This is a genomic window from Lactiplantibacillus paraxiangfangensis (assembly GCF_036246185.1).
Lineage (GTDB): Bacteria > Bacillota > Bacilli > Lactobacillales > Lactobacillaceae > Lactiplantibacillus > Lactiplantibacillus paraxiangfangensis.
The window spans coordinates 1-20,274 of the sequence record NZ_BTPW01000017.1 but is presented as its reverse complement, the minus strand read 5'-3'; the positions used below and the strand labels follow the sequence as shown (position 1 = coordinate 20,274).

The window sequence follows — 20,274 nt, the reverse complement described above, 5'->3', positions numbered from 1 at the left end:
AACTGTATGTTAAATAGTGGATTAACCAAACAGCGATTAGATTCTGAAGATAAGCAGAATCTAATCGCTGTTTGTGTTTATTTAGCTAAGTGATGACGGACAATGGCTTTACGTAATTCTTCAATTAAGATTAACGGAATCGGGATGCTAAGGAGTAATCCCCAGTCACGGCCCGCAATTCCGGTCGTATTGAACAGTCCCTGTAAGACGGGGACGTACATTAAGAGCGCAATTAAGATAATCTCAAAGCCAATCCCGAACCAAATGCGGTGGTTACTGAATAAGCCAATTTTGAAGACTGAGGTCAATTGGGTCCGACAGTTGATAGCCGCGGCAATTTGGCAAAAGACGATGGCTGCTAAGGTCATGGTCGTTGCCATCACGTAGACGTTTCCACTGGTTGCTAAGGCAACGTGTGGCCAACCGTGTAACCAGTTAACGAAGAAGTAGGCGACGGTAGAGAGCACCGACGCAATCATGCCGTACCAACCAAACGCTTTCCAAACAATCGTCTTATTGAGAAGGTGGGCCGTACGGGCACGTGGTGGTTGATCCATGATTCCAGGCTCACTCTTTTCAGCGCCCAGACCAAGCGCGGGCAGCATGTCCGTTCCAAGGTCGACCGTTAAAATCTGCATAACGGTCAATGGGAGGGGAATCAGTCCCCGTGAGAATAAGAAGAGTACGGACGGAATCGCTTCGGGAACGTTACTGTTTAAAATGTAGAGCAGGAACTTTTGCAAGTTACTGTAGACGGTCCGGCCTTCTTCAATAGCTGCGACGATCGAAGCAAAGTTATCATCGGTCAAAATCATGTCGGCCGCGTCTTTAGCGACGTCCGTCCCGGTGACACCCATGGCAATCCCGATATCGGCTTGCTTCAGGGCGGGGGCGTCGTTTACGCCGTCACCGGTTGAAGCGACGATTTCGCCGTTATGCTGGTTGGCTTTAACGATGCGGTACTTTTGTTCGGGGGCGACCCGGGCAAAAATGACTTCGTGTTTCACTGCCGCTTGCAGGTCGGAATCACTCATTTTGGTGAGTTCGTCACCGGTAATAACGCGAACTTGGTCATCGTCAATCCCAATTTTCATGGCAATGCTCTTAGCTGTCAGGGGACTATCCCCGGTGACCATGATAATGCGAATGTTAGCGCGATGGCACTTTTCAACGGCATCGTAAATTTCTGGCCGCGGTGGGTCTGCCATTACGGTTAACCCAACGAAGGTCAAGTGTTGTTCCGTATTGGCAATTGTGCAATCGGCGCTGTCTGCGGGAAGCCCGTTTTGACCGTCAAATGGTCGGTAAGCGATGGCCATGGAACGCAACCCCTGAGCGGCGTAATGCCGGTTAGCGGCGTTGATTTTGGTAATATCTTCGTCCGTTAATGGTCGTGCGTGCCCGTTTTCTAGTAACTGATCACTGATGGCCAAAATACCGTCTAGGGCGCCTTTAACGTAAATAACGGCCCCCGCATGATCGGGTTGCATGTGAATCGTGGTCATGCGCTTACGGTCAGAATCAAACGGTAGTTCTTGCACCCGGGGATACTGCTTGTTGAGCTGGTCTAAATCTAAACCGGATTTTTGTGCCAGTACGAGGTGGGCAGCTTCCGTAGGGGTCCCGATAATCTTTGGCTTGGCAGAAGTTTCTTCTTGAATTTCAGTGTCATTGTCGAGGGCGGCGACCCGGATGACAGTTGCGAGGGCCGGGTGCTGAGACAAGTCGATTGGTGCTTGGTTAAATTGAATTTGACCGTTGTTGACGTAGCCTTCACCACTGACCGTATATTCGCGGTCGGGAAGCCAGACGTGGTTGATCGTCATTTGATTTTGGGTGAGGGTCCCGGTTTTATCTGAACAAATCACGGTCGTTTCGCCTAAGGTTTCCACGCTACTTAGTTCTTTGACCAGCGCGTGTTTTTTAGACATGCGGGTCACCCCTTGTGCTAGTGACAGGGTCACGGTTGGTAACAAACCTTCTGGAATGAAGGCGACAATCATGCCCAGTGCAAACACAAACGATTTCGCAATGGGGTAGTGGACAAAAAAGATAGCGGCAACGAAGAAAATTAATCCAATTAAAATGGCAATGAGAGAAATCTGCCGGGTCAAGCGGTCGAGTTCGGCGGTTAACGGTGAAACCGTATCTTTTTGGTGTTCCGTTAACGAGGCGATTTGACCGAATTCAGTCTGCATCCCGGTCTGGATAGCGACCGCGGTGGCCGTCCCGTTGACCGCAACGGTACCCGCGTAAACGACGTTTTGTTCTTCAAAGCGACCGTCACCCTTGGCATAGGTTGGCGTCTTGTCGACGGCTAGTGATTCGCCAGTCAAAGCGGACTCGTCAACTTGCAGGGCCGTGGCTTCGATAATGCGGGCGTCTGCTGAGATACTGTTACCAGCCTGAATGGTAAAGACGTCACCGGGAACGAGGTCGTCGGCATCGATTTGCTGGGTAACGCCGTGACGCAAAACGTGGGTATAGGTTGGCAACATCTTTTTGAGGGAATCCGTTGCCTTTTTGGCGGCGTGTTCCTGCCAATAACTGAAACAACCATTGATTAGGTTGACCGCCCAAATGGCAATCCCTAGTTCCAACATCCCGGTAAACATTGCGATGAGGCCACTGACCCAAAGTAGTAGGGCCATCAAGCTAGTAAAGTTCTTGATGAACGCTTTAAATTGTGAGCGTGACTTGGTTTGTTGAATTGTGTTGGGACCGACTTCTTCTAGTCGCTGTGCGGCGACGGTATCGGTTAATCCCGTTGGTTGCGTTTGTAAAGTTTTGTAAAACTGATCGACGGATAAGTGTGCTAATTGGTCGGTCGTCATCTTAGATTTAGACATCCTTTTCACTCCCGAAAACCGGCTAGAACAACTGTTGAAGCACGTGAAACGTTGTAATGACGTGTTGTTGACGGCTTGGTCGGTAAATGTATCGATTACAATTCTTAGAATAGTCCCATTAGTTCGAAAATACTACCATAAAATTCAGACGGAAATGGGTTGTTTTCAAACTGAGACGCTTTCGGTATAATTGAGACGCATTTATAAAATAGTGGGAATGTATCGGACAATGCGTCCGGTGCACCCACTGGCTGGTTCGTAAACTTCCCAGCATAAAAAACCAAGAACTTCACTTAATCGGAGGTAAGAAAATGAATGCAACTCGTAACGTCATCATTGACTGTGATCCGGGCATTGATGATAGTTTGGCGCTTTTATTAGCGTTGAATTCACCAGAATTAAACGTCGTGGGAATCACGACGGTCTGTGGTAACGTCCCGACTCACATTGGCGCACAAAATGCGCTGAAAATGCTCGATTTGGTCGACCGGTTGGATATTCCAGTCTACCTAGGTGCGAATCGGCCGTTAAAAGTGGCTTACACAAGCGCACAAGATACGCACGGTGACGACGGCCTGGGCAATAGTCATCTTCCCGAAGTCACCGCAGTGGGCCCGGCACAAGATGCTGTTCAGTTTATTGCGGATACCCTCACTGAAGATCCGACAATGTCCATTTTGGCGCTGGGGCCTTTGACCAATATCGCGCAGGTACTGCAACGTGATCCACAGTTGTTTGAACAAGTGGACCGGTTTACCTTGATGGGCGGTAGCTATTTGAGTCACGGTAATTGTTCTCCGGTGGCGGAATACAATTTCTGGTGTGATCCGGATGCCGCACAGCTGGTCTTTGATCAGATGCCGGTACCGATTCAAATGGTTGGCTTAGACGTGACCCGTAAAATTGTGCTCACGCCAAGTCTATTAGAATATATTCAAGCTATTAATCCTCAAATGGGGGTGCTGATTAAAAAGATCACCCGCTTCTATTTTGATTTTCATTGGCAGTATGAACGGGTGATTGGTTGCGTCATCAATGATCCGTTGGCCGTGGCTGCGTTCATTGATCCTGAAATTTTACACGGCTTTGAAAGCTTTACAACGGTGGCCGTGGACGGGGTCGCCCGTGGACAGTCCATCGTGGATGCCCATGACTTTTGGCATGAGCCAGCGAACAGTCAAATCATGACGAACGTTGACGTTGAAGCGTTCTGGCGCTTGTTCTTAAGGCGGGTCGCGGGCGCAACTGATCCTGATTTAACGCGGGTCCTACAACAACTTGGGGTGGCGCCATGCACAAAATAAAGACGCGGACCCTAACGTTATTAGCGTTATGCATTGCGCTAAACGTGGTTGGTGCCAATATCGCGCTCATGCTGAAACTCCCAATTTATTTAGATTCAATTGGGACGGTTTTAGCCGCGGCCGTTTTTGGCCCACTAGGCGGGATGCTAGTCGGGGGTGCGTCCGCACTGTTGGCTGGGATTACCGACCTATACGCCTTATTTTTCATGCCCGTTCAACTTTTGACTGGGTGCGTCGCTGGGTTGTTATACCGGCGGTTTAAACCGGGAACTTGGCGGTCTAACTGGTGGATGGCGTTGGCCATTTCACTGCCAGGGACCGTGGTCAGCACGCTCATTACGGTGATCTTATTTCACGGAATTACGTCATCGGGCTCCAGCATGCTTGTCCAAATGTTACTTGGTACCGGGATGAGCAAGGTAGCGGCGGTCTTTCTGATTCAAATTGCGACCGACTACTTGGACCGGTTCATCACGGTTTACGTCGTAGCGCTTGTTTACCGGATACTACGGTATCGGTTACCGCAAGCCAACTAAGGTAAACTAACTCAAAAATTTTAAATGGCATTTCAGACGTGTTAAACTTTCTGGAATGCCATTTTTGATTCGTAATAAAATGCCACGACTAGCAATTAATTGGGGTGAACCGCTTGACCCTGACGTGGCGTCACCCCTTATGCTAAGTCGTGTTGAAAGGAAGGGTGACCATGACATATCAGACAAAACAACTTGCTAATTTGGCGGGCGTCAGTGTGCGGACGTTGCGCTACTACGACCAGATTGGATTACTAAAACCAGCTTGGGTCGGGGCCAATGGGTACCGGTACTATGAAAACGCCCAAGTAAACCGGCTACAACAAATCTGTTTGTATCGTGCCATGCAATTGCCGCTAGCAGAGATTCAAAAGTTATTAGCGCAAACCACTGATCAGCAGGTTGTCGGCCTTCAACAGCAATATCAATCGTTACTGCAACAGCGGGAACATTTAGATCAACTGTTGACCCTAGTGCAGACGACGATTCGAACTCATCGGGAGGAAACAACGATGAATAATAACAATGATGAAGCGAAGTTTAAGGCGTTTAAAGCGGCTCAGTTAGCCCAAAATGAAGCACAGTACGGGGAAGAACTACAAGAACGGTACGATGAACCAATAATCGAACAATCTCAGACCAAGTACGCAAATTTGAGCGCAACCGACTATCAGCGGATGCAAGCCATTGAAGCTGAATTGGTGACGGATTTAACCGCATTGCTGCAGCAGCCGACGTTGGATGATGGATTAGCACGGCAAGTGTATCAGCTTCACCGGCAGTGGCTCAGCTTTACGTGGCCCCATTACACGGCGACGATGCACCGTGGCTTAGCTGATATGTACGTGGGGGATGACCGGTTCACTAAATATTATGATCAGCGTGCTGGCATTGGTGCGACGGCGGTACTGGTTGAGAGTATTAAAAAGTATGCGCAGGATTAAGTACTGCTATATCAGTATCTAAGTCCATGAAAATTAGCTACTTGTAAACTGTTCCGGTTGCCACTGATGATATGCGGTCGTGGGACCGGGGCTAGCCTGGAAAGCGGTCTAGCCCCTCGCCCAGAACACTCTTTGAATGACAGCTGTCCTGGACCGTCCGTGGTCTAAGTCCGGAAAAATCACCGGACTAAAACCACCTTCACGACCGATGCCATCAGTGGCAACCTTCGAGCATCCGACTAATGCTACATTTATCATAGACAACTTCCAGCTATGTTAAGGTTGCTATTAAAATTGACCAATTTATTTTAAGACAATCTTAGCGTAGCCGGCAGAACTAGCGGGCCGTGTCGGCACTGTTAGCTGGCGTTTTTTGCCAGGTTACAGTGCGGGGCGACTTGAAAGACTCGTCCTTTGAGGCTTTCAAGCGAGGCGGAAGACCGTCCTTTGTCTGTAGCTGACCCCACGGCCCACTGGTTCTGCCGGCGAAGCGCCGAAATAACGATAAATAGTGCCGCTGCAACGATTGAACTAGTTTTAGCACTTTCAATCTTTAGACAGTTAAAATAGTGCCGTGAATAGAATAATTACATTCTGTTCATAGCACTATTTTATTTGGTCAAACGTTGGCGAGTGGTATATTTAACTTAGTTAATCAGATTACTGAATTAAGGGGCTGGCAAGATGAATAAAGGACGGGTCGAAGCGTTTACCGATGCTGTGGTGGCCATTGTATTGACGATTATGGTATTGGAGTTTGACGTGCCGAATGAGCCGACATTTGCGGCCCTAGCGGAGAATGGAAGCTATTTGATTGCGTACTTGATTAGTTTCCTGTTTATCGGTGTGGCGTGGTATAACCACCATTACATGCTGACGTTAACGAAACATATCACGAAACGGATTTATTGGCTGAACAACTTTTGGATTCTCACGATGTCGTTACTACCAGTGTCGACGGCTTGGGCTGGGAAGTTTATTGATCAGCCACAACCAGAATTGTTCTATTTCATTATCTTTATCCTATGGACAATTGCCTACGCAATACTTTCACGTGCAATCGCACAGGCTAATGTGGCCGATCATCCTAAAATTGCGGCAAAGATTCAGGCGATGCCGGCTTATCGGATTCATGCCAATGTTTTTTTCTGGGCGATTGCGGTAATCGTCGTTTTTATGATTATCTTTGTCTGGCCACCATTATCCATGGTGTTTACGGTGATTGAACTGATTCTGATGGCGCTGCGTACGCCCGCTGACAGTGATAAGATCGCTGAGTAGTGAAAGCCTGTGCCAAGAGGCGGAAAAAGTGCCTTTTGGTGCACGTTTCGACCATCACAATAGGAAAAAGCCATTCGAAATTATTTTTTCGAATGGTTTTTTGAGTTTTGTACCTGACTTTTGTAAGACCAAATACTGATAGATGAAATGGGTGACAAAAGGGATGCGTGCTATTTTTCTGTGATAAGGGTCAAAATTTCCGTTAGTCTGTCCGGGTCATCTTACCATCTTCAATTTGATAGACAACGTCGCAGTTACTAATTAAGCGCTGATCATGGGTGACCATGACGATGGCTTTATTGTGGTGATGCGCTTCGTCAGCTAGTCGTTTCACAACGTCAATTGAACGGGGGGTATCCAGACTAGCGGTTGGTTCGTCGGCGAGAATCACACTCGGGTTGTTATAAAGTGCACGTGCAATGGCCACCCGTTGACGTTCACCACCGGACAATTCGTTAGGATAAGCATCCTTAACGTCGCCTAGGGCCAATTCATCGAGTAATTTTAAGGTTGCTGATTTCTGAAAGACACGGTGAGCCATTTTATCGACTAATTTGAACTGTTCAGTGACGGTCAAAAAAGGAATTAAGTTGGAGCTTTGAAGAATAAAGCCAATTTCATTAAAGCGGTAGGCTAGACGCTGTTTTTCGCTCTGTTGCGTCAAGGCTTGCCCGTTGAGGAGGACTTTGCCGCTAGTCGGGGTTTGTAGCCCGGCCGCAATGGTCAAAAAAGTACTCTTTCCGGAACCGGAAGGCCCAATGATGGCTATAAATTCTCCGGCGTTGACCCGAAAGTTGGCGTCAGCAAGTGCGGTGACCGCGGTATGACCATGGCCAAATTCTTTATTGATATGTTGTAATTCTAAAACGCTAGTTGACATATTGAGTCCTCCTTATCCGATGGCAACAACGGGATCGATTTTGGCAACGGTTCGCCAAGAAAGCAAAGCGCCGACGACCGCTGCGCCTAATAACGCCAAACTGTAAATACCAAAGGCTTGCCAGTTGATTACGAACGGCAACCCGGCCGGCATAATTTGTGCTAAGCCAACCGTGATGGCAAGGCCTAACCCGATACCAATCAGCGCCATGACGACACTTTGACTGAGTAGCGCAGCGATAATGTGGCTGGTTCCAATGCCTTGAACTTTCAAAACGCCAAACAAGGCTTGTTTTTGAAGGGTTAAGACGAACATGAAAATCCCGATGACTGCTAGGGCAATCACGAATAGGAAGTAAATCATGGTGTTTAGTGTCAGTTGTTCAGCGCTGTAACCCGGAAGGTTATCAATAAAAGTAGCAATGCTCATTCGTTGCAAGTTGCCATGATGAGCGGTTTTAAACTGACTCTTTTTAGTTACGAATGCGTTGATCGGTTGTTGTTTACCGGTCGTAATGGGACTGTTCTTTAAACGATTGATTGTTGACGTATCCGTGTAGACGGTTGGCGCAATACTGTAAGTGCTGCTGGCGTACGTCCCCACGATTTTAACGGTCCGTTTCGTTGTTCCAATGCGGACCTTTTGTCCAATGTGGTAGCCCTTGTCCTTTAGTGTTGCCGAAATTAATAACTGATTTTTGCCGTTGATTTTATGGCCGCTGATAACGGTAGGCATCAAGAAACTGTTACGGCTAGTCCCGAATGCGCTGGCCGTCGTTTTTAAGTGGTTGTTGCTTGTCCGCAACGTTCCAGACAAGTTTGATAGGGGCGCAACCGTGTTGCCATCAATATGTTTTTTATCAGCCAGCGTTAACTGTGAGGCAGATAACGTTTGGTTGGCGTTTTTATTCAGGTAAACGGTCGTCGCGTGCCACTGATCCACGGCTTGCCGGTTCCCGTTAGAAAGACCATTTGCTAATCCCGCTAACATGAAGACAACGAGGGCAATCAGCAGCAAAACCCCACTCAGTAGACTGTAGCGGATCTTTTCGTGCCGCATTTCCTTTAATCCTAGATACATGCTACGAACCTTCTTCCAATTTGACTTATCAAGTGATAAATGAATATTAGAAGCATAACACGCTTAATTCGCAAATTCAAATTTTTATTTATTAATCGATAATTTGAGCTTAATTGTTACGAACTTATCGGTAAGGCTGGTATGATAAAGTTATTGAATAGAGAGGTAGGTTTTATTGATGACTAAAAAGTGTTTTAACCACCGCGCAGCCATGATTGCGGGCGTTACTGGCGGAATTATCTCGGGTTTAGTTAAGTTGGGCTGGGAGAATATTTTGCCACCGCGGACACCTGAACGGGATCAAACCAATCCACCACAGCAACTTCTTCAACAAGTGGGGGTTCCTGCAAGCGTGACCCATGCGACTTATTCGTATTCAGGGCATGACTTACCGGTAGTTAGTTACATGATGCACTTTGGTTTTTCAACAACCTTTGCCGTTGCTTACAGTTTGTGGGCCAGAAAGCATCCGAAGGCCAAAGCGGGGAGTAGCGCGTTATTTGGTCTCGGTATTTTCAGTGCGTTTCATCAAGTGATTTTACCGGCACTGGGAACCATTCCCGCAGCTAAGGATCAACCCGCGACGGAACACGTTTCGGAAGCCCTTGGCCACGTCTTATGGATGTGGACCGCTGATTGGGTCAGCGCGACGGTTTATGAACGCTTAACAGCTGATAAGAAAAAAGCTAAATAATGATGATGAGGACGTTTCCGCCGACAGTTATTGGGTGGAAACGTTTTTTTACTTTAGTAAATTCTAATTAGGCTCTCATTTAATTAATGATTGTGCTAAAATATTAATATTGTTGCACAAAATCAGTGGAAATATTCAGTAATTAGAACGGGGCGAATGGGTTTTGAAAACAGAAACACAGATGAAGCGGTATCACCGGTTTTGGTTAAGTTTAGGATGGCAAATCCTGATTGGGCTAGTTTTGGGGATCGTGTTAGGGGTTATTTTTTACGGTAACCAAACGGCCATTACGGCGATGCAAAATATTGGAACGATGTTTATTAGTTTGATTCAAATGATCGTGTTACCAATCGTGGTAGCGTGCCTGATTACCGGGATCGCCAACATGGGTGACTTAAAGAAATTGGGTCGAATCGGTGGTAAGACCATCATCTATTTTGAAGTGATGACAACGATTGCGATTGCCTTAGGACTATTGATGGGTAATATTTTCCACCCCGGAGATTACATCAATATTCATCAGTTACACGCTTCTAATATTAGTCAGTACGTCCAGACCGCCAAGACGGTATCCCATAACGGCGTTTGGTCGACGGTCATGGGGATTATCCCGACGAACGTCTTCAAATCGTTATCGGAAGGTGACATGATTCCGGTCATCTTCTTCGCCGTGTTCTTTGGCTTAGGGACCGCCGCCATTGGTGAACAAGGTAAGATTATTTTAGACTTCATGAATGCCGTTGCCGAAGCGATGTTTAAAGTGACGAATTGGGTCATGCATACGGCACCGATTGGCGTCTGTGCACTGATTGGGGTTACGGTCGCACAAATGGGATTAAAAGCCTTGGCACCATTGGGTTATTTCATTATCCTAGCATATATCACAATGGCCATTTTTATTGTCGTTGTCATGGGACTAGCTGCTCGTTTGTTTGGTTTGAATATCTGGCACCTTCTGCGAGTGATTCGTGATGAAATGGTGTTGGGATTTTCAACGGCGAGTTCGGAAGCGGCCCTACCACGGATTATTGATAAAATGGGTAAGTTCGGGGTCAGCGAAGGCATCGTGTCCTTCGTGATTCCGACTGGTTACACCTTCAACCTGGATGGTTCGGCTATTTACCAATCATTGGCCGCGCTATTCTTGGCACAGGCGTACGGTATCCATTTATCACTAAGTCAACAGATTACGTTACTGATTGTCTTAATGATTACGTCTAAGGGGATTGCGGGTGTGCCCGGCGCCTCGTTTGTGGTCTTGCTAGCCACTATCTCGACCATTGGGGTTCCCGTACAAGGGCTAGCCTTCATTGCCGGAATTGATCGATTGGTTGATATGGGCCGAACCGTGGTCAACGTGGTTGGTAATTCACTAGCTGCGGTCATTATCGGTAAATCGGAACATGAATTTGATGAACCACAAAGTGAGCGCTACTTAGCGGAAGTCCGTGAGGGACACGTAACTAGTGCGGTTAAATAACTAAAGAATGAGTCTGAGCCTAGTAGCTCGGGCTCATTTTTATCACAAGCTAAAAGAAAAGTCTAAAATTGCCATTAACACTGTAATAGTAGTGATAGCCATACTTAAGTTATCCGCTTCGTCGGGTAGCCCTGGTGTGCTATGGGGGACGGCCCCAGCCGGAGTGCGGTCTGGAACCTCAATTCAAAGCCGACAACCCACGTCTTTGAATTGCCTCGCAAGATTGGCGGAAAATTCGCCCGCCATTCTTGCCGACGCAGCACACCAAGGCTACCCGATTGCGCTAAAAACAGTCTTACTATTATTACTATCGGATAATCAGAGGTCGTCAGAGGTAACCGGATTGTCTTATAAGTGGCTAATTTGTATTAGTCTAGATACTGATACAATAGTAATCAATTTCTAAATTTAACTTTTAACCTTAGTCACAAACTAGTCATATGGAAATGAATAGGGGGAAATATCGTGCAACCTGATTTAACGATTGGTCAGTTGGCGAAACTATTTGACGTTCCCGTTGCTACATTACGATACTACGATCAGATTGGTTTATTGACGCCGGCTAGGGTCGATCCGCACAGTCATTACCGGTATTACGAAACGGAACAATTTGAACGGTTAAGCACGATTAAGTATTTTCGTGCGTTGGGTCTGCCACTGGACCGCATCGCAGATTTTTTTGCAGCCCGGCAATTGTCGAAGTTGGAGGAAATGTTGACGGATCAGCAGCAAACGGTTCGTCAGCAGTTACGCACACTATCGGCAATTGATCAGCGAATCCAGAATCGATTGGCGCAAGTTCAAACGGCTCAAAGTGCGGTGATGGCGCAAACCGAACTGGTATGGTTACCATCCCGAGACATGGTGGTGTTTGAGCAGACGTATACCCCGAAGGATGACATTGAGCTAGTCATTGCCAAACTCCGGGCCCAGTACGGCCTAACAGAAAGTATCTTCTTGGGCAAAATTGCGTTACTGCTAGCACAAAAAGACTTATTAGCTGGTCAGTTTAGCTATTACGCGGGGGTCTGCCTGTTATTTGAAACGGGGGAACCAACCCCTGGTGACCGAACACAGCTACCAGCGGGGCACTATGCCCAGTTAACTTTTCACGGGACACATGCGGATGCCAGCTCGTATTACCGACAACTATTAGCGGATTGCCGCCAACACGGCTGGGTCGTTAGCGGTGACGCCATCGAGCTAGCATTAATTGATTATGGGATTACGGATGACTTAGACCAGTCAGTGACCCGAATTCAAATTCCAGTTACTGTTGACTCTCAAGCTACTTGAGACTTTATAATGGGAGTATAAAGTTTGATGGGGTGAAGTGATGATAGGAACGATTTTTAACGTTGGGATGATCCTAGTTGGTTGCACAGTTGGGAGCTTGTTTAAGCACGGTATCAAACCCGCGTACCATGAGATCTTGATGCAAGCACTGGGACTAGCGGCGTGCATGATTGGAATCAACGCGGTGGTGCAGCACATGCCGCAGAGTAAGTACCCGGTCTTGTTCATTGTGAGTTTGGCGCTTGGTGGGCTCATTGGACAGGCGTTAGATTTACAGGGCCGTTTTGACCGTCTCGTGGGCCGGTTTTCAAGTGGAAATTTGTCGGAAGGCTTGGCGACGGCGGTACTACTATATTGTATCGGGTCCTTATCAATTTTAGGGCCCATTGAAGCGGCACTTAAACACGACTATACGTTCTTGTTTACGAATGGGATGTTGGACGGGATTACGTCGATCGTACTGGCATCAACGTTCGGGTTTGGAATCGCAATCGCTGCGGGAGTCCTGTTTGTCTGGCAAGGCTCGCTGTACGTGTTGGCACTGGTATTGCAGGGTGCGTTAAGTACGGCAATTTTAAATGAAATCACCATTGTTGGGGGCATTTTAATTCTGGCGTCCGGGTTAGGGCTACTGAAGATTAAGCAGATCAATACGTTAAATTTATTGCCAGCGCTGTTAATTCCACCATTGGTCATTAGTGTGTGGCAACTATTCTAGAACTTTTATGACTAAACTAAAAAAAGCATGATTTCCGTAAGTTAGTTTACGGTAATCATGCTTTTTTGGTTTAGTTAGCTAGGTGGTGTCGTTCACGGAACTCGCGCCGGTTACGTTCCAAATGCTTGTGGATTTTTTCAATCAGCAGTTCGTGTGCAGCGGTTGATTTGCAAGGCATCGCAGTTTCTGGAAAGCGGACATCGATATTGATTGTATCTGGTGTAATCGCCGTTTTAGCAGCTAGCGCGATGGCGAGGCTATCCGGTGTGTGTTGGTACATGAGGTCATTGCGAATGGCAAATTTAATATTTTGCTGGTTGGCAAGTCGAACGTAACGGTTGAGAATGTCTTGATCCAAAAGGCCGTGTAGTAGCAGTTGATAGTCGGGGTGCGCCGTCATTTCTGTTTGAAATGCGTCGGAGTAATCACGAGTCAGTGCTTGGGTAAACGTGGCGCCCAGGTCGATGCGTTCGTGAAACGTTCCCAAATTACGGTGCTGTTCGTCGGGATGCAGTACCGGAGTACCAAACATAGCGGATTGGAGGTGCTTATCCATTTGCTCATCAGATAAAGACATGGCGGTCAGTTCCTTTCAGAATATGAAGTGTTATTACTATCATTGTAGTAAAGAAACCGGTTTTATCAAACAAAAATTTTCTAAAAATGTTTAACGCTTCACAATTAAGCAGGCCAAAAACGTGTCATCCTTGATTTTATAAGTAACATTGAGCTGTTTATTTGCTAACTGTTCAATGCTAGTTAGCCCGTAGCCCAAGTGTCCGGGTTTCGTCGTGAAGCGACTTTTAGAAATGCGAGCTAAGTCGACGGTATCATTAGCTGGAAATTTATTTTGAATTCTAAAGGTCACGGCTGCCGTCGTCGTTTCAATGGCTAAATGAACTTGATGATCAACCTTGGTAGCAGCATCAATGGCATTATCCAGTAAGTTACCTAAAATTCGAACAAGCTTGACCTGGTCCGTTTCTGGAAGGTCAACGGTTTGGAGAATCGAAATTGAGAGTGTGACGCCGAGACTGGCAGCGGATTCGTACTTGGAATAGATTAAACCGCTGAGCGCCGGAGCGTGCAGGTAGCGTAATTGTTCGGGTGCGCTGGTCGCTAATTTTTGATCGTTTGGGAGGACTTCGTGTTCAAAGTAATGTTTGAGGCCGGTCATATCGTCTTTTTGGATATATTGCGACAGGCTGAGCAAAACGTTTTGATAATCGTGTTTGAAAAGGTGTAATTCTTGATTGCGGTGACTGAGGAGGATGTTATATTGAGAAACTTCTCCGAGTAGCTGAGCATCAGATAGCCGGCTATTTTTGCTGCTGACTAAGTAGAAACTGACGATACCAAAAATGACGCTGGAAGCCACGGCAACGTACATTTGTGAGACGACGGATAGTTCCATAGCGTAAGCGTATGCCAGAATGTAAAGTCCGTAACAGAGAAGCACTAGTAAGTAGTCGCTGCGGTCAATTTTAACGTGCTGAAAGAAATCAGCTGCCGCGGAACGGATAACTAGGTGGTGGGCCCACAACCCAATTAAAATAATGAACGGTAAACTGAGTGCGACGGCGTAAAATAAGTCCAAGTTAGCCGCAAAGACTTTTAGGCTAAGGGCTTGCCGTAAACGCATTTCGAGCGTAGAACCCATGATAACCTTGACTAAACTGCCTGAAAGTCCGCCGACTAAGCGCTTAAAGGCATTTAAAAAGACCACGATGGGTAGCGTTAAAATCCACTTAGTATAAAGAAGTCGGGTGCACATGACCGTATTAAAGATCGTAATCGGGACGATCCAGAAAAAGACAAGTGGGACGTGTGGGAAAAGGGTTGTTGCGACTTGAGCAAAAACAGCACCAAAAATCACCAGACCCGTCCAGACAGTGGCAATTCGCCAAGTCAGAAATTCACGGAAGGCTAACATCAAGATCAGCATTTCGTACGTGCCGGAAAACAGCGATAAGATGTAAATCAGTATCTGCAAAAGATTCACCTCGTAAGGAATAATAATAGCCAAAAAAACAGTTTGTTAATTGACATTACTATCATAAAACAAATTCTAATTATTACGAAAGAAATTTTTAATTTAAGCGGAAAAAGTAGGAACTGGATAATTAATAATGTTTGGTTAACAGGTACAGGCACAGCTTTTAAAAATGATAGCTGTGTGCACCTCGATTCTAGAAGGTTATCAAATTAAATACAAAAAATAATGACAGGAATGATTTAACCGTAAAAATTGGTTCCTGCTAGGCGCAGTAAGCGGGAGAAAAATGGGTGCTTTTTTTATTGCGTCAGAGCGGCTTAATACTTAAAAAAGCTAAGATTCTAAAGGTGTTTTTATTAATTAGTTCATGGTATGATACGCATTGACTGTTAGAACTTTATTGTTCAATATTTTAAACAAGGAAACGGGTGGAAAGTGAATGCCAAGACATTTAAAAAGACGGCAACGACGACCATGGTCGTTGATCCTGATTGTTGTAGTGCTTTTTGGGGTCATTGGCTTTACAATTACGCAGGGGTCGGACTGGATCGACGCATCGTTTGCAACTAAGCGGTCATCAGCTAAACCGACTGCAAAAGCACAACCACAAAAGAAAGTTAATCAGGTCATGCTCGATGTGCCACTAATTAATCAAATGACGGCACCGAGTTTGTATAATGGTTGTGAAGTGACCTCATTAGCGATGATGATGAATTATGACCACATTAATGTGACTAAAAATCAGTTAGCGGACCAATTGACTAGTGTGCCTATCACTTATGACAATGGGCAACACGGTAATCCGAATTATGGGTTTGTTGGGGATATCAATGGTAATGATCCCGGCCTAGGGGTTTACCATGGTCCAATCTATAAAGTTGCCAAAACACAAACGAGTCACGTTAAAGATTTGACGGGGGCTAGTTTTGATGACGTGGTCAAGCAGTTGGAAGCCGGGCGCCCGGTTTGGACGATTACGACGGTTGCGTTTGCGCCGGTTAGTTCAATGGAAAACTGGCAGACACCACAAGGCCCAGTCAAGGTGACTTATGATGTACATAGCGTTGTCATTGTTGGCTTTAATCGTGCAAAACAAAAAATTTACATCAATAATCCTTATGGTGAAAAACAGCAGGCCGTTGATTGGCAAAATTTCCAGGCTGCTTACAAGCAGATGGGACAACAGGCCATTGTGCTAACTTTAAAACATTAGAAGGCGAAAAGAGTGTGCCAAAAGGCGGTTAGTTTGTGAGCATTAACGTGGAATCAGCGATTATTCCTGGGTTTGGAATGGTCGTTGATTCCGGGTTAAGCGGAGCAAATTGCCTTTTGGCCCACGTTTAGACCATAGCAATAGCAAAATCCATTCGGAAATCCTCTGGATGGATTTTTTGTTTTGCCCCAGACTTTTTTTGTTGTAATGGGAATTTGTTAACAAGCTGTAACTTAATTGCAATCGAATTGAAGTCGTTTTTCACAAAAAAAGCGTTTATGATAAAAGAGTATATAAATATTAAAATAATCATGAATAGATTAACTGCTCTGGTAAGCTTAGTTGCCGTAAATTCTGATAAATTCAGGTATTGCCATATATATTTTGATATTATAGTATAAATGCGGTCGTGTACGGGGAACGGTATTATAAGTTGACCTATACCGGGGACCGCTGGTGAACAGGGGCACAAGCAACATCATTGTTCAGTGTTTGTAAAAATAGGGAGGACATTTTTTATGGATTTTAAGCGCAAAGTTAAATTAGGTATCGCAACTGCCACCGGTGCGCTGGTGTTAGGTTTAGTTGCCGTACCATCAGTGAACCACGTCTTGCACGCGGCTTCTAATAACGTTAGTTCGGTGAGTCAAACGGCTGCACCAACGAATGTCAAGGCGACGAATCAAACGGTCAGTGCGAAGAGCGCTAGCGGGACCAAGTCAAATTATAGTGTTAAGTACGTCAAGGCTGGCACTAACGCAACCACTGCTACATACAAAAATACGGACTATAACACGAAGAGTGACGCCAAGGATCAAGTGAACTATCTTGGTGCGACCCAGGGTGATACGGTTAAGTTGGATAATGGTGAAACGGCAACGGTTCAAGGAACAATGGGCCGAATTTACGTTCACTGGAATACCGGTAACTGGTCCGTTACAACGATTGCCAACACGGAAGACGTTGCTAAAGATCCAGCTAAGTTTGCCAACCAAGTTAATAATCAAATTCAAAAACAAGATTTAACGGATAAGAATGTCACGAATGGTGCGGTCACGGTTTACAACCAAAGCCAATCAGGACAAGCCAACTCTGTTAAGTGGCAAAAAGCGGACAAAGTCTCACAAGTTCAAGGACAACAAGCAAATACGGTCATCAAAATTGCGGCGGATGCCAAAAACTAGTCAATCAATTCAGCTTAGGCGTTAGGCCTAAGCTTTTTTGGTCCCTTAAAACGTGATTGACTTTTAGCATGGTAGTGCTTATCATGTTAGATAATAATTAAAAGTAGTGATCTTTAATTAGTAGTGGCTGACCCAACAGTTAAGCGACTCGGTGGATGGTGCGAACCGAGCTGTGGTTAGACATGAATTACATGAAGTGAACTGCCAATCGGCCGGATGATTTTCGTTATCAATCAATGAGCGATCACGTTAAGCGTGATAACTTGGGTGGTAACGCGGAAAAACTCGTCCCTGTTGTATAGACAGGGACGAGTTTTTTGTTTTATTCGGACCTTAACTTAGGAGGAAAACAGATGAACATTATTGACGATTTAAAATGGCGCGGCGCAATCAATCAGCAGACTGATGAAGCGGGGCTTAAGGAATTAACTGAAAAGCAGTCAGTATCATTGTACTGTGGGATTGATCCAACTGGTGATAGTATGCATATCGGGCATTTGATTCCCTTTATGATTTTGAAACGGTTCCAGTTGGCCGGTCACCATCCATACGTGGTTGTCGGTGGTGGGACTGGTGCCATTGGTGATCCTTCGGGTAAGAACTCCGAACGGAAATTACAAACGATGGATCAAGTTAAGCATAACCAAGACGGTCTGAACGCTCAGATGCACAAGTTGTTTGGTTCTGACGAAAACTTCTCAATCGTGAATAACTACGACTGGTTATCAAAAATCTCATTATTAGACTTTTTACGTGATTACGGGAAGTTGTTCAGTGTGAACAACATGTTGAACAAAGAAGTTGTGGCAAGTCGTTTGGAAGTTGGTATTTCATACACCGAATTCACTTACCAAATTCTTCAATCCGTGGACTTCTTGCACCTTTACCGTGCAGAACACGTGCAGTTACAAATCGGTGGTGCTGACCAGTGGGGGAATATCACGGCCGGAACGGACTTGATTCACCGGTTAGAAGGAAACGATGCAAAGGCATACGGTTTAACGATTCCATTACTATTGAAGGCTGATGGTACGAAGTTTGGGAAGACGGCCGGTGGTGCTGTTTGGTTAAATCCTGAACGGACGTCACCTTACGAATTTTACCAATTCTGGATTAACCAAGATGACCGTGACGTGGTCAAATACCTCAAGTACTTTACGTTCTTAAGCCATGAAGAGATTGATCGGTTGGCAGAAACGGTGAAGACTGCGCCTGAAAAACGGGAAGCACAACGTCGCTTAGCTGAAGAAGTTACGGAATTTGTCCATGGGAAAGAAGCCGTCGTGGAAGCTGAAAATATCACTAAGGCGCTATTTACCGGGGATGTTCAGAACTTAAACGCCGATGAAATTGAACAAGGCTTTAAGGGTGTACCTTCTGCAGACGTTACTGCTGAAAAGCAAAACATCGTCTTGTGGTTAGTGGATGCAACTAAGTTTGAACCATCACGGCGACAAGCACGTGAAGATATTCAAAATGGTGCAATTCGGATCAACGGCGAAAAGGTCACTGACTTGGATGCTGAAATTGATCCAACGACAGCGTTTGACGGTAAGTTCGTCATTGTCCGTCGTGGGAAGAAGCGTTACTTCTTAGCACGCGTTAAATAAAACTAATGTTTAATTGGCTGGACCCTTGGTGGTTCGGCCTTTTTTGATGTTTTAATGCTGATTTGTAGTAGAATTAAAACATCGATGGGGACGTTGTAGTGAAGGGGCATACTAGAGAGGATGAGTCATTTGGCAGGACAACGGCATCAAAAGGTTACCACGAGGCTAGTCACGACTTTGGGGATTTTAATTGCAGCAACGGTTGTGATTTCCTTGTTTTTCCATATTCCAATTCCAATGACGCACGGCTATATCAACTTGTGTGACGCGGGCATTTTTATTGCGGCGTTACTATTTGGTCGACGTGGCGGTGCAATTGTAGGTGGCGCTAGTGGGCTATTGTTGGACTTGTTATTAGGATATTCGCAATATATGATCTTTTCATTAATCGTGCACGGACTGGAAGGCTGGGTTGCTGGACAATTTGGTGCGGGCCAGCGCAAGGGACGTCAAGTCGTCGTTTTGGGGGTAGCGGTCGTTGTGATGGTAACGGGGTACTTTATTTCTGATTCAATTATGTATACCGTGGCAACGGGGTTAATTGGTATTCCAACGAACTTGATTCAAGGTGTCGTGGGCGGTTTGATTGCTTTTCCAGTGGTTGCTCAAGTTAAGCGTCACGTCAAAACTGAATTTAATGCTTAATGTAGTAGTCTGGTGAATCGTGCTAGGACTGCGATTTCAGGAACTGATCAGGAGTGGTCAGTTCCTTTTTATATGAAAATAAGCATATCTGGTTGGGCATTTTTACATAATTATGAAAAACAGCGTAAAAAATCATTGACAGTTTCGCATCGGCTTGGTATATTAGTAAACGTTGTTGCAACGGACAACGATCAGTTAATTAAAAATTGTTGTTGACAATGATTTTGTTAATTGGTATGATTGTTCTCGTTGTCACAAGACAACTTATCGTTTGAAGCCGTGTTAATTAACTTGAAAAAAGTTGTTGACGGTAAGCGCTTTAAATGCTATGATGATTAAGCTGCATGAGGGAAACCGAAGCAGTCAATTAGACCTTTGAAAACTGAACAAAGTTTCGACAAATCAAATGTGTAGGGTCTCTTGATCTTGTATCAAGAGCAAAAAACATTTGCGAAGTCAATTCGTGAAAACAATTAATAAATTTGAACCAACTTTTTAAATGAGCTTTTTTAGAACTCATCATTAATTTGAGAGTTTGATCCTGGCTCAGGACGAACGCTGGCGGCG

Annotated in this window: 17 protein-coding genes, 1 riboswitch and 1 other annotated feature; of the genes, 12 read left to right on the top strand and 5 right to left on the bottom strand. The window is 45.6% G+C overall.

Features of this window, described 5'->3' with window-relative positions; all coding sequences use genetic code 11:
* Positions 1-77: 77 nt before the first annotated feature.
* Positions 78-2,849 (bottom strand): cation-translocating P-type ATPase, encoded by a 2,772-nt coding sequence (locus tag AAA939_RS10115; RefSeq protein ID WP_338211413.1) that lies wholly within the window; start codon positions 2,847-2,849, stop codon positions 78-80.
* 245 nt (positions 2,850-3,094) lie between these two features.
* Positions 3,095-3,139, top strand: a riboswitch (PreQ1 riboswitch).
* 21 nt (positions 3,140-3,160) lie between these two features.
* Here AAA939_RS10115 and AAA939_RS10110 point away from each other — a divergent pair.
* The 4 genes from AAA939_RS10110 to AAA939_RS10095 all read left to right on the top strand — a co-directional run bounded on the left by AAA939_RS10110 (position 3,161) and on the right by AAA939_RS10095 (position 6,911).
* Entirely contained in the window at positions 3,161-4,153 is a 993-nt protein-coding gene (locus tag AAA939_RS10110) for a nucleoside hydrolase (RefSeq protein WP_338211411.1), read from the top strand.
* Positions 4,141-4,689, top strand: a complete 549-nt coding sequence (locus AAA939_RS10105) for an ECF transporter S component (RefSeq protein WP_338211409.1) — start codon at positions 4,141-4,143, stop codon at positions 4,687-4,689. Before AAA939_RS10110 ends, AAA939_RS10105 begins: the two co-directional genes overlap by 13 nt.
* A 170-nt stretch (positions 4,690-4,859) precedes the next feature.
* Entirely contained in the window at positions 4,860-5,630 is a 771-nt protein-coding gene (locus tag AAA939_RS10100; RefSeq protein WP_338211407.1) for a MerR family transcriptional regulator, read from the top strand.
* Between the two features lie 684 nt (positions 5,631-6,314).
* Positions 6,315-6,911, top strand: a complete 597-nt coding sequence (locus AAA939_RS10095) for a TMEM175 family protein (RefSeq protein WP_338211405.1) — start codon at positions 6,315-6,317, stop codon at positions 6,909-6,911.
* Positions 6,912-7,113: 202 nt separating this feature from the next.
* On the opposite strand, the gene AAA939_RS10090 is transcribed toward AAA939_RS10095, so the two are convergent.
* Positions 7,114-7,791: an ABC transporter ATP-binding protein gene (locus tag AAA939_RS10090; RefSeq protein ID WP_338211403.1), complete on the bottom strand. Its 678-nt coding sequence runs from the start codon at positions 7,789-7,791 to the stop codon at positions 7,114-7,116.
* 12 nt (positions 7,792-7,803) lie between these two features.
* Complete coding sequence (locus AAA939_RS10085; RefSeq protein ID WP_338211401.1) at positions 7,804-8,871, bottom strand: ABC transporter permease; 1,068 nt, start codon at positions 8,869-8,871, stop codon at positions 7,804-7,806.
* Positions 8,872-9,049: 178 nt separating this feature from the next.
* Between AAA939_RS10085 and AAA939_RS10080 the strand changes: the two genes are divergently transcribed.
* From AAA939_RS10080 to AAA939_RS10065, 4 genes are all read left to right on the top strand, one after another.
* Positions 9,050-9,565, top strand: a complete 516-nt coding sequence (locus tag AAA939_RS10080; protein WP_338211399.1) for a YagU family protein — start codon at positions 9,050-9,052, stop codon at positions 9,563-9,565.
* A 181-nt stretch (positions 9,566-9,746) separates the two neighbouring features.
* On the top strand, positions 9,747-11,045 hold the full coding sequence (locus AAA939_RS10075) for a dicarboxylate/amino acid:cation symporter (protein ID WP_338230871.1): 1,299 nt from the start codon (positions 9,747-9,749) through the stop codon (positions 11,043-11,045).
* Positions 11,046-11,510: 465 nt separating this feature from the next.
* Entirely contained in the window at positions 11,511-12,341 is an 831-nt protein-coding gene (locus AAA939_RS10070; RefSeq protein ID WP_338211397.1) for a MerR family transcriptional regulator, read from the top strand.
* Positions 12,342-12,381: 40 nt separating this feature from the next.
* The gene (locus tag AAA939_RS10065; protein WP_338211396.1) at positions 12,382-13,059 is read left to right on the top strand and encodes a DUF554 domain-containing protein; all 678 of its coding nucleotides are present in this window, start codon (positions 12,382-12,384) and stop codon (positions 13,057-13,059) included.
* A gap of 70 nt (positions 13,060-13,129) precedes the next feature.
* Here the strand turns inward: AAA939_RS10065 and AAA939_RS10060 are convergent, their stop codons facing one another.
* A complete protein-coding gene (locus AAA939_RS10060) occupies positions 13,130-13,636 on the bottom strand; it encodes a YueI family protein (protein WP_338211394.1) in 507 nt (168 codons plus the stop codon).
* A 90-nt stretch (positions 13,637-13,726) separates the two neighbouring features.
* Positions 13,727-15,061, bottom strand: a complete 1,335-nt coding sequence (locus AAA939_RS10055) for a sensor histidine kinase (RefSeq protein ID WP_420914937.1) — start codon at positions 15,059-15,061, stop codon at positions 13,727-13,729.
* A 433-nt stretch (positions 15,062-15,494) separates the two neighbouring features.
* Here AAA939_RS10055 and AAA939_RS10050 point away from each other — a divergent pair, with 433 nt between their 5' ends.
* The 4 genes from AAA939_RS10050 (at position 15,495) to AAA939_RS10035 (ending at position 19,707) form a co-directional block, all read left to right on the top strand.
* Positions 15,495-16,268: a C39 family peptidase gene (locus tag AAA939_RS10050; protein ID WP_338211391.1), complete on the top strand. Its 774-nt coding sequence runs from the start codon at positions 15,495-15,497 to the stop codon at positions 16,266-16,268.
* A 518-nt stretch (positions 16,269-16,786) separates the two neighbouring features.
* Entirely contained in the window at positions 16,787-17,452 is a 666-nt protein-coding gene (locus tag AAA939_RS10045) for a hypothetical protein (protein WP_338211390.1), read from the top strand.
* A 97-nt stretch (positions 17,453-17,549) separates the two neighbouring features.
* Positions 17,550-17,748: a binding site (T-box leader), on the top strand.
* Positions 17,749-17,805: 57 nt separating this feature from the next.
* Complete coding sequence (gene tyrS / locus AAA939_RS10040; protein ID WP_338211388.1) at positions 17,806-19,062, top strand: tyrosine--tRNA ligase; 1,257 nt, start codon at positions 17,806-17,808, stop codon at positions 19,060-19,062.
* Positions 19,063-19,191: 129 nt separating this feature from the next.
* Complete coding sequence (locus AAA939_RS10035) at positions 19,192-19,707, top strand: ECF transporter S component (RefSeq protein ID WP_338211386.1); 516 nt, start codon at positions 19,192-19,194, stop codon at positions 19,705-19,707.
* Positions 19,708-20,274 lie beyond the last annotated feature (567 nt).

Bases quoted from the DNA above. Each gene is read 5' to 3' on its own strand.
- AAA939_RS10105 (WP_338211409.1), top strand. From the start codon at position 4,141: ATGCACAAAATAAAGACGCGGACCCTAACGTTATTAGCGTTATGCATT.
- AAA939_RS10060 (WP_338211394.1), bottom strand. From the start codon at position 13,636: ATGTCTTTATCTGATGAGCAAATGGATAAGCACCTCCAATCCGCTATG.
- AAA939_RS10065 (WP_338211396.1), top strand. From the start codon at position 12,382: ATGATAGGAACGATTTTTAACGTTGGGATGATCCTAGTTGGTTGCACA.
- tyrS (WP_338211388.1), top strand. From the start codon at position 17,806: ATGAACATTATTGACGATTTAAAATGGCGCGGCGCAATCAATCAGCAG.
- AAA939_RS10045 (WP_338211390.1), top strand. From the start codon at position 16,787: ATGGATTTTAAGCGCAAAGTTAAATTAGGTATCGCAACTGCCACCGGT.
- AAA939_RS10090 (WP_338211403.1), bottom strand. From the start codon at position 7,791: ATGTCAACTAGCGTTTTAGAATTACAACATATCAATAAAGAATTTGGC.
- AAA939_RS10100 (WP_338211407.1), top strand. From the start codon at position 4,860: ATGACATATCAGACAAAACAACTTGCTAATTTGGCGGGCGTCAGTGTG.
- AAA939_RS10075 (WP_338230871.1), top strand. From the start codon at position 9,747: ATGAAGCGGTATCACCGGTTTTGGTTAAGTTTAGGATGGCAAATCCTG.
- AAA939_RS10095 (WP_338211405.1), top strand. From the start codon at position 6,315: ATGAATAAAGGACGGGTCGAAGCGTTTACCGATGCTGTGGTGGCCATT.
- AAA939_RS10050 (WP_338211391.1), top strand. From the start codon at position 15,495: ATGCCAAGACATTTAAAAAGACGGCAACGACGACCATGGTCGTTGATC.
- AAA939_RS10110 (WP_338211411.1), top strand. From the start codon at position 3,161: ATGAATGCAACTCGTAACGTCATCATTGACTGTGATCCGGGCATTGAT.
- AAA939_RS10115 (WP_338211413.1), bottom strand. From the start codon at position 2,849: ATGTCTAAATCTAAGATGACGACCGACCAATTAGCACACTTATCCGTC.
- AAA939_RS10085 (WP_338211401.1), bottom strand. From the start codon at position 8,871: ATGTATCTAGGATTAAAGGAAATGCGGCACGAAAAGATCCGCTACAGT.
- AAA939_RS10080 (WP_338211399.1), top strand. From the start codon at position 9,050: ATGACTAAAAAGTGTTTTAACCACCGCGCAGCCATGATTGCGGGCGTT.